The organism is Ligilactobacillus hayakitensis DSM 18933 = JCM 14209, assembly GCF_000615845.1.
GTDB lineage: Bacteria > Bacillota > Bacilli > Lactobacillales > Lactobacillaceae > Ligilactobacillus > Ligilactobacillus hayakitensis.
On sequence record NZ_BAML01000053.1, the window covers coordinates 1 to 6442 of the forward strand.

The 6442-nt window shown below is 31.7% G+C and carries 9 protein-coding genes and 6 tRNA genes; 1 reads left to right on the top strand and 14 read right to left on the bottom strand.

Annotated elements, in window-relative coordinates:
• Positions 1 to 356: 356 nt before the first annotated feature.
• From JCM14209_RS08310 to JCM14209_RS08320, 4 genes are all read right to left on the bottom strand, one after another.
• Positions 357 to 542, bottom strand: a complete 186-nt coding sequence (locus tag JCM14209_RS08310) for a hypothetical protein (protein ID WP_025023011.1) — start codon at positions 540 to 542, stop codon at positions 357 to 359.
• Between the two features lie 351 nt (positions 543 to 893).
• The gene (locus tag JCM14209_RS10600) at positions 894 to 1364 is read right to left on the bottom strand and encodes a DNA/RNA helicase domain-containing protein (RefSeq protein ID WP_369384384.1); all 471 of its coding nucleotides are present in this window, start codon (positions 1362 to 1364) and stop codon (positions 894 to 896) included.
• A complete protein-coding gene (locus tag JCM14209_RS09545; RefSeq protein WP_263640358.1) occupies positions 1361 to 2644 on the bottom strand; it encodes a DUF2075 domain-containing protein in 1284 nt (427 codons plus the stop codon). The genes JCM14209_RS10600 and JCM14209_RS09545 overlap by 4 nt, the downstream gene beginning before the upstream one ends.
• Positions 2622 to 2939, bottom strand: a complete 318-nt coding sequence (locus JCM14209_RS08320; protein WP_025023012.1) for a nucleotide pyrophosphohydrolase — start codon at positions 2937 to 2939, stop codon at positions 2622 to 2624. Before JCM14209_RS08320 ends, JCM14209_RS09545 begins: the two co-directional genes overlap by 23 nt.
• A 793-nt stretch (positions 2940 to 3732) precedes the next feature.
• On the opposite strand from JCM14209_RS08320, the gene JCM14209_RS08330 reads away from it, so the two are divergent.
• Complete coding sequence (locus JCM14209_RS08330; RefSeq protein WP_025023013.1) at positions 3733 to 3951, top strand: IS630 transposase-related protein; 219 nt, start codon at positions 3733 to 3735, stop codon at positions 3949 to 3951.
• Positions 3952 to 4051: 100 nt separating this feature from the next.
• On the opposite strand, the gene JCM14209_RS10090 is transcribed toward JCM14209_RS08330, so the two are convergent.
• The 10 genes from JCM14209_RS10090 to JCM14209_RS08380 all read right to left on the bottom strand — a co-directional run bounded on the left by JCM14209_RS10090 (position 4052) and on the right by JCM14209_RS08380 (position 6394).
• The gene (locus JCM14209_RS10090) at positions 4052 to 4222 is read right to left on the bottom strand and encodes a hypothetical protein (RefSeq protein WP_155830704.1); all 171 of its coding nucleotides are present in this window, start codon (positions 4220 to 4222) and stop codon (positions 4052 to 4054) included.
• A 249-nt stretch (positions 4223 to 4471) separates the two neighbouring features.
• Positions 4472 to 4702, bottom strand: coding sequence for a hypothetical protein (locus JCM14209_RS08340; RefSeq protein WP_025023014.1), 231 nt, complete (start codon positions 4700 to 4702; stop codon positions 4472 to 4474).
• 170 nt (positions 4703 to 4872) lie between these two features.
• Entirely contained in the window at positions 4873 to 5007 is a 135-nt protein-coding gene (locus JCM14209_RS10430) for a hypothetical protein (RefSeq protein ID WP_263640359.1), read from the bottom strand.
• Complete coding sequence (locus JCM14209_RS08350) at positions 5000 to 5431, bottom strand: hypothetical protein (RefSeq protein ID WP_025023015.1); 432 nt, start codon at positions 5429 to 5431, stop codon at positions 5000 to 5002. Before JCM14209_RS08350 ends, JCM14209_RS10430 begins: the two co-directional genes overlap by 8 nt.
• Positions 5432 to 5884: 453 nt before the next feature.
• A tRNA-Ile gene (locus JCM14209_RS08355) sits at positions 5885 to 5958 on the bottom strand.
• 15 nt (positions 5959 to 5973) lie between these two features.
• Positions 5974 to 6047 (bottom strand) — tRNA-Met (locus JCM14209_RS08360).
• 28 nt (positions 6048 to 6075) lie between these two features.
• Positions 6076 to 6149 (bottom strand) — tRNA-Pro (locus JCM14209_RS08365).
• A 6-nt stretch (positions 6150 to 6155) separates the two neighbouring features.
• Positions 6156 to 6229, bottom strand: a tRNA-Arg gene (locus JCM14209_RS08370).
• A 16-nt stretch (positions 6230 to 6245) separates the two neighbouring features.
• Positions 6246 to 6317, bottom strand: a tRNA-Gly gene (locus tag JCM14209_RS08375).
• A gap of 4 nt (positions 6318 to 6321) precedes the next feature.
• A tRNA-Thr gene (locus JCM14209_RS08380) sits at positions 6322 to 6394 on the bottom strand.
• Positions 6395 to 6442: the final 48 nt, after the last annotated feature.

Here is a 6442-nt window from a genome sequence, read left to right on the forward strand (position 1 = left end):
ATTTCCTTTAATTTATTTTAATTTAATTATAATTAAATCATTTTTCTGAAAAAAATCAACCCTTTTATGAGAAAAAAATTAATTTTTCTTATATTTTTCATAATTATTTCGCAAAATTTCTCATTTATTCATACAAAAACCCTTCTAATTCAACGTTCATTAAATGAGAAGGGTTTTTAATTTTTTATTTTTTTGAAAACAGTTTCAAAATAGTTTGGTGTTATGACTTTTTGAGTTTTCTATGTTATTATTTATCTGTAAACAAAAAGGAGCAACTATTGGTAGTAGTTACTCCTAGTATGATCGTTTCGGCGGTCTTCATTTATTTTTAATTTAGTATATAAATTTTGGACCGTCTACTGACGGTTATTTTTTTGCCGTTTTACAACAGCTTTCAATCGTTCAATCGCTTCAAGCAAAGTGGTTAAACTATTAATAAATCTTGAAATAGCATTCACTAAATCAGTCATAGTTTTAACTGCTTTTACCATCCAACGAATGAACATTACTAGCACAAATAATGTACCAGCTAATACCATCATGGCGAATCCCTTTCTCTTATAGTAGGGTTTACACTTAGAGAAAATCCCATTGGCATCACCCCCGATCAAGAAGACCGCCTTTGACCATATTTATATTATTTCATACAAAACGTTGATATACCAACGATTCATTATCAATATATTTACATACATGTAACATGTTTTTAGATTTCTTCATCATTATTAATTGACAAAGAGCCAAATAAAAAAAACTCCCGTCATCAGAACGTGTCTGCCACTCAATTGTGGGACGGGAGGGTTTGATCTCTATGAATAAGTTACCATATTCTATTTTACAATGAGCATCATTTTTTTATAAGTTAAAAAATGCTATTCTGGAACGCTAGCTTATTAGTATTGTAACGCTTTTTTCAATACTTTTCTTAATTCATCATCAACAGCATAAATGTATAAGCCATGAACTCCCCGCGTTAGTAACACATTCAACTCATTTCGCATTAATTCTTCTGCAAAACTTTGTTTTTTTCCGTTCGATAATGTTCTATTGTATAACGCTGCTTTATTTGCGTGCTTTTCCTTATCAAAGACTATTTTCCCATCCCTATATTTGACTGATGGTCCAATAATTACCCCGGCATAATTTAAATCTGATCCTTGGACAGTATAAGTTGATCCAACTTCTTCGATTGTTTCTGGTTGCTCAGCCCAAGACATATCATAAGCTATGCTTTTATTTTTGCGCTTTTTACGCTTGATTTGGTTATTCCAAGGTTTTTCCCAATCACCAATTTTTACTCTCCAAGGCTTTCCGTCTTCGTCTGTACCCTTGGCTTTGTATTCCCAGTCATAAGTTGCTATCATTCTAGAAATTCCATTTTCATAATCAGAATCAACGTCAAGTTTGTTTTTCTTTTTAATATTTTCTTCCAACTCATATGACTATCAAATACTTGTAGATCGTATTTTTCGTCTTTTTTTCTTAAAATTGTAACTTTTTGTTCATCGATTAGATTTCTAATCCATTCAATTGTTTCTTTTTCTGCATCCATTCTCATTTGATTTTTAAGATGGATAAAGTTTCCAGATTCTTTAGCTTTCTGCTCAAGCAACTCTAATTTTTTTTCTTCAACAATTTGAGTTGTATTTAATACTTGATTTTTATCAAAGATAATTATGACAACTTTAGCTAATCCGAGTAAATCATCTAACTGATTCTTTCCGCGATATGATTGTTTACCTTGGGTCCAAAGTAAGTGAGCTTCATCAACAAAAACAACGTCTACCTTTGCATTTTGTTTTTGATGATTATTAATAAATGTAGTTGGCTTTAAGACTGCTTTTTCTCCCCAACCTAATTTTTTACTAATCTGTTCATAAACTTTTACTTGCTCATCATGATTTACTAATAAGTGTATCTTTAAATTTTCTTTTCCATTAACTAATTCGTTAAAAATATTACTCATTAACACAGTTTTACCTGCCCCAGCTTCACCACTGACCATAACTAATTGGCCAGTTTCCTCTTTTTTCAAAGCTTCCTTTACAGTTGTTAAGATCTGTTCTTTAGCAAATAATTGTTCTTCCGTTAACTTATGAAATGGAGAAGCCTTAAAGATAGCAAGATTCTGCAATAAAGCCATATCTGGGAATAAAATTGAATTCTTCTTGTTCAATTTATTCCACATTGAATTAAAAATATCTTGGGCCTCTTCATGAGGATAATAGTATTTTTGTTGATTAGTTCTTCTATTGTATAGGGCTTTCACTGACTCGACGCTACTCATATATAACATAAGTTTATCTTCCAAATCTAAAGTCATAGATTTATTAAAGTGTTCATGCCCGACAACATACATTTTAGCTTGTTGCGCTTTTAACAATAACTCCCAATCTTCCCGCGATTTTATATCATCTTTCAAGTGTTGACTTGTTCTTTGATATATATTGTTCGTTTCACCAACATAGACATTATATTTTTGTCTATATTTATCTTTTTTGTCATCATTAATGATATAAACTGTTGGATATTCAAACAAAATACTTTCTTCAAGATTTTTTTCTCCATTAGCAGTTTTTTCTTTTAATTCATCTAAACCAGCTTGATTGTATTCGAATTCTTTAATTATTACATCTTTCATCATTTTCTAACTTTTCCCATTTTCTTTGTTTATTCTTCATAATCTTATTTAAAATAATTTCATTTGGATTAACATCTAGTTTTTCACACATATATAGTAAATATATTAATGTATCAGCAATTTCTTCAGAAATTTGTTCTTTTTCGTCATTTTCTAAATCATCTTTCCATTGAAAAAATTCTAAAATTTCACTTGCTTCTAAATTAACTGAAATTGCTAAATTTTTTAATGTATGATATTTAGACCATTCCCGTTCATCTCGAAACTCAATAAGTTTTTTTATGATTTCATTATCCATATTATTTCCTCTTATATCAATTGATATATAAGATATTATACCATTCATCCTAATGAACTATCATACTAAAATTTCTAGTATCCATTCGATCAAACTACTTCTATAATCTAAAAAACACTAGTCCCCTCAACTAGTGCTTCAACTCAAATACCTATATTCTATTCTTATTTATCCTTCAAAAATTCCAACACATCATGATTTTTATCCAAGTGTTTAGCTAAAATACTATCGAAGTTGTCATGAACATCCTAATGAGATTTTGAAATGCTCAAACTCCCACTCTTTTCATCAAAAGAAACAATGACTTCATCATCATTTTCTAATCCCGCTAATTCTACAAGTTCCTTGTTCAATTTAATCGTTTTTTCATATCCACTTTCAAATAATTTCGTTTTAAATTGTTTAAAGTCTTCATCTCCCCTATGAAATATTTATTGTAATTCGGACTCTTTTTTCGTTTTTTATCATATCGTAATTAGCATTAATTTGTAACACATGACTCATTTATAAATTACTATAATTTCAATCGCAATGGTTTAATATAAACACTATTAACACCAATAACTCTAAGTCAAAATTTTTCACATATATTTTACGTGACTTAAATAACTTTTATGTATGCCTAAATAAATTTATGTTAATTAATATATTTATCAGAAATAATGCAATTGTTGGCTACATTTCACAAAATTTTCTATAAAAATATTGTAATAATCATGAATTTCATCCAAAATCTGTTAAAATATAACTATGAGAAAAAAATGAAAAAATGAAAGATTGAGGTTAATAAAGAATGAGTTATAGTGAAGAATTCAGACAAGACACAGTTAATTATTTTTTAGATACAGGTAAAACACCTTCCGAAGTTGGTAGACGTTTCAAGGTCAGCAACACTTCGGTAACACGCTGGGTCGAATTAGACGATGGCTTACGCACTAAAATTTATCATGAAATGAAAGCTAAGGGACTTGTTAATCCTAAGGCAATTGAAGAAAAATATCCTCGCTACTAAGCGTTGGTATTTAACAACATTTTTCGAGCTGATAAGATAAGACTTATCAATTTTTTTATCGCAAAATAAAAAGGCAAGAATTAATTCTTGCCTTTATTTTTTATTTGGTTTCCTTATACACTTGTGGAGTATCTTCTGATACAAGAGTCCCTCGCATGTCTTTATGGTACTCTTCTTCATTGAAGTTCTTAATTCCAGGTATGGATGTAAAATCTTGATAAGTCATTTCTTTTTCTTCTTGCTTATCAATTAGATTCTTATCTTCTATCATAACTCTCCCTACCTTTCTAGTCATTATTTCATTAGAATAGAATAACCTATTTTGTCGCAGATTTCAAGCAAAAATCATCGCTTCTTTTCATTAGAAAATAAAGCTAAACCCTTGCATTTTTATGCGAAAATTTCCTAAAAATGATCAAGTAATCAGGGCGAATTCCTATTAGAAATCGTGCTAATAATTTTGCGAAATTATTTTGCCAACAAACAAAAAACAGGCATCATTTTGATACCTGAAACATATCTATTTATTATCTTGTTCAGCGGCGAACTGACGAATTTCTTCATCAGTCATGCTATCAAGTTTTTTTATAAGACTTGATAAGTTTAATTGGTCTAATGTAGCTTGTTCATCTGATAGATTAACTTCAGCTGCATCAAGCACGTGATGTTCAACAAGATATTTAAGCTTATCTGCTTGATCTTGTGAAATTTCGTTCGCGTTGAACTTTTGACCTTTAATTTCAAATTCCATTGATATACCTCTCTCTAATCGCTATAGCCATATAATATTATTTTATCACTATTTTTCCATAATGTGAACGTAATATCAAAAAAGACCGTTTTAAAATACATACGGTTCATCTAAATGAAAATTTCTATAGTATATAACGTCAACTTATTTATCTAAATTATACAATCAATCTAGTTTAATAAGCGAAAAACATTGTAAATTAAGTAACCTGCCCAAAAGACAATTGACGCTGTAAAATAGCGTTTGTCGTTCATTGCGTTTTGTAGACTCATCTCATCATTTTGTTTTTCTAATTCCTTAATCATGCGATTCTTTCTCATCATTAAGATAATTGTCATTACCAGAAAAATCGCTGGAATCGCGATTACTAATATATCTCTCATCATTTTGTTCCTTTCGTTTGTTTTGAATTCGATTATAGATTTCCATTCCAATCATTACCAACGTCAAGATTAAGCCAATCCAAACGAGGACTTTTAGCGGAATTGCAATAAATTGATTTTTAATAGCATTGGCAAAAGATTCAAGTGCCGCTAGCAACAAGCCAATCCCAGCTACGATACCATATTGAGTATCACTTTCAAGATTAACTCGACGCCGAATTTCAGCACGGTTGTTCGACTTTTCTCGAATATGCTTAACACGATTGCGATGCATGGTAAGCGAGAAATAAAATAATAGGCTCGCAACAATCACAAAGATGATATTCAAAAAGATTTCTGCTGTCATTTAATCCCTTCTCTATCTACTAGGATCATTTCTTTGCATTTTGTTGCTTTGATAGCCTAGTAGTTTAGTTATTAATTCGCTACACTTTTAGATGCATTTATTTATAGGTCAACTACCTTTTTGTAGCGTTTCAAAAGATGTTATTTCTTCTAATCAATAACATTATATCTTATTTTACAGCTATTTCTTAATAATCATTAAAATGTCTTAAGATTTTAACATTCCTGTATTAATAGTGATACTTAACGCTATTATCATTCTTTTATTTTAATATACCGTGTGTGAGCGCTAGCGTTCATCTTTTTTATGTATAGTTCTTTGGTAATCAGCATCGTAGCCCACTTTTCAATTCAAGTTTCGCTTTCCCTAATTTTAGGCAAAAAAAAAGAAGCCTATAGGCCTCAATTTTTGTTGTTTAAATAGTAAAACGAAAATCCCACAGGATCCAGTCTATGGACCTTGTAGGACTCGAACCTACGACCGGACGGTTATGAGCCGTCTGCTCTAACCAACTGAGCTAAAGGTCCAAGCACTTAATAGTATCGCGGCAGGGGGAATCGAACCCTCGACCTCCCGGGTATGAACCGGACGCTCTAGCCAGCTGAGCTACACCGCGAAAATATAATACTTATTAGTATATATTATCGGGAAGACAGGATTCGAACCTGCGACCCCTTGGTCCCAAACCAAGTGCTCTACCAAGCTGAGCTACTTCCCGAAAAAATGCACCCAGCAGGAGTCGAACCTGCAACCTTCTGATTCGTAGTCAGACACTCTATCCAGTTGCGCTATGGGTGCATATTAAAATTAAAAGAGCGGAAGACGGGATTCGAACCCGCGACCCCCAGCATGGCAAGCTGATGTTCTACCACTGAACTACTTCCGCATAATGCCGACTAGAGGATTCGAACCTCCGACCCCCTGTTTACAAGACAGATGCTCTGCCAGCTGAGCTAAGTCGGCATAAAAAAGGTTGATGAACCTACGGCCCGTCAATCTTTTCAAAGTATT